Origin of the sequence: Microcystis sp. M53598_WE2 (assembly GCF_030067735.1) — a bacterium.
Taxonomy (GTDB): Bacteria; Cyanobacteriota; Cyanobacteriia; order Cyanobacteriales; family Microcystaceae; genus Microcystis; species Microcystis aeruginosa.
The window spans coordinates 1-2440 of sequence record NZ_JASJFE010000167.1 but is presented as its reverse complement, the minus strand read 5'-3'; the positions used below and the strand labels follow the sequence as shown (position 1 = coordinate 2440).

Sequence of the window (2440 nt, the reverse complement as noted above, 5' to 3'; positions counted from 1 at the left end):
TTGTTGAGACGAGGCAAGAGGCAACAGTAAAGGAATTGGAGGAGATTCGGCTAATCTAAGAATAAGCAGTTTAAATAGGGTTTGCTGAATAAATGTGAAATGTAGGCAAGGTAGGGGTTTTGTGGCTTTACGAGCGAAACAGGTGCAAGATTTTTGCGTCTTCATCGGCCCGCGTCCTGTAGGGGCGAAGCATTTGGGCATAACCTATCGGTGAAACCGGAGATTTTCTATCCGAATGCTTCGCCCGTACTTTTTGCCGCAAACCCTAAATATGTCTTAGCTTACCAGCGCGTCCGCTTCGCTCTAATCTCAATCCTGTTGTGGCAACGATATCAGAGTTTTGTTTTTTACTTTTTGAACAGTCAACCAAACATTTAAACCGTCCACAACTGCTGTTGCCGTTGTGCTAGAATGGCGAAAAATTCTCGCAATTGATAATTATGTTAGCCGAATTAGCCGCCGCCGAAATCGCTAAAATCGCCTTTGAAGCTGTTATCGGTAAATTAACGGAAGGAGCCATGGATAAAGGTGTAGAATTGTGGCAAAAAATTAAGCAAAAGTTACAAAAGGAACCGGCCGCAGCCAAGGTTTTAGCGGCAGCCGAACAAACCAAATCCGAGGCAATGATTGAACAGCAAGTGGTTCCTTTTTTACAGGTAGAAATGCTCAAAGACCCCGATTTTGCCCAAGAAATCCAAACCCTAGCACAACAAATTATGACAATTAATCAGAATCAAACAGAAACGAAAACTCAAATTGGTATGCAAATTAACAAAGATATTAAACAACAATTGAACATTCAAGAAGTTAAGGGTAATTTAAATCTAGGAATCCCTCCTGAATGACTGGCGGATCTGCACGCAACAGCAGACGCAATAGAAAATAATCGCAGTAGTCAAAGGAGTATTTTCAAGGGAGGAAATGCTCGAAAAAGTCTCGTCCATTGGCAGGGAAGGGAGGAGGAAATCACCCAAATTAAGCAGTGGTTTAATGATCCAAATGTTGCGATGATTGGCATCAAAGGAGTTGGAGGAATTGGAAAATCTACCCTAGCCAGCAAAATTTTTGAGGAGAAAATTACCCTCGATCCTTCCCTAGGAGACGATGAAGATTTATTCCCAAAACGCTTTTGGTGGGAAGCGGGAAATCTGGGCGGATTTAGTGGTTTAGCTCGCCAATTCCTGACGGACTTTGGTTATCCTGTCCCCGAAAAAGAAATAGATTTACAGGAAGCTTTAATCAGACAATTGCAACGCCATCGCCACCTAATTATTATTGATAATCTAGAGAGTTTATTAGGGGAAGATGGTTCTTGGAATAATGAATTTTATCAGCAGTTTTTCACTGCTTGGATAGAAAAAGGTGACACGAGCAAAATTATAGTCACCACCAGAGAAAAGCCAAAAACTAGGGGTTTTAACCGTTGGATCGAGCTAAAAGGTTTGAAACCACCTGAAGGGGCGCAATTGTTAGCGGAATCGCAAATAACAGGGGATCTAGAGAACTTTTCTCGACGGGTGGATGGTCATCCATTACTCCTGCGATTGGTGGCGGATTTAATCTTAGCAGAATTTCCGCAAAACCCCAGTTTAGAAAGGTTAGCGGATTTAGGATTAGGAAATTTATCGCAACTTTTGAGCGATCCGCAGGTGGTGGGGAGTCATCGTCAAGAGACAGTGGGAATTGCTTTAGTTTTAGATGCTAGTTTTCAGCGACTTAGCCAAAGACAGCAGGAATTATTCACTAAAACCAGCATTTATCGCCGAGAATTTGATTCTCCAGCAGCCAAAGCGGTGATGGATAATTACCCCGAGATCGCACTGTCCGAGATCACGGCAGATCTGCGAGAATTGCAGCGACGATCATTATTAGAAGAAAAAGAGGAAAATCGCCAGCGAATTTTTAGTTTTCAGCCTTTAGTTTGGGAATATGCACAATACAAAGCCGGCGATCAAAGGGAATTACACCAAAAAGCGATCGCCTATTATCTTTCTATTGCTCAACCCGACTCCTGGGAAATCCTCAACGATGTGCAACCTTACCTAGAAATTTTCTATCATTGCTATCAGTTAACCGAGTACGACAATGCTTTTGATATTCTCCGTGCTATCGATGATTTTCTCACCCGACGGGGGTATTATCAAACCCGGGCCGATTATTACCTTGAATTAGTCACTGTTTACCAACAACAGGAGGAGCAAACCAACTGGAAATATACCGCATCCCTCACCAGTTTAGGCATTGTTTACGATTCCCTAGGAGAATACCAAAAAGCGATCGAGTTTTATCAACAATCCTTAGCGATCGAACGGAAAATCGGTAATCGGAAGGGTGAAGCGTATTCCTACATGGGTTTAGGCAATGTTTACTATTCCCTAGGAGAATACCAAAAAGCGATCGAGTTTCATCAACAGTCCTTAGCAATCACACGGGAAATCGG

2 protein-coding genes and 1 pseudogene are annotated in these 2440 nt (G+C 42.6%); 2 read left to right on the top strand and 1 reads right to left on the bottom strand.

The window, feature by feature from the left end; translation table 11 throughout:
• A pseudogene (locus tag PX636_RS03730) lies at positions 1–201 on the bottom strand (hypothetical protein); the annotation flags it as partial.
• A gap of 239 nt (positions 202–440) precedes the next feature.
• Here PX636_RS03730 and PX636_RS03725 point away from each other — a divergent pair.
• Both PX636_RS03725 and PX636_RS03720 read left to right on the top strand, forming a co-directional pair.
• Positions 441–845, top strand: a complete 405-nt coding sequence (locus tag PX636_RS03725; RefSeq protein ID WP_288116263.1) for a hypothetical protein — start codon at positions 441–443, stop codon at positions 843–845.
• A gap of 162 nt (positions 846–1007) precedes the next feature.
• The coding region (locus PX636_RS03720; protein WP_288116262.1) for a tetratricopeptide repeat protein at positions 1008–2440 on the top strand (1433 nt) is incomplete at its 3' end.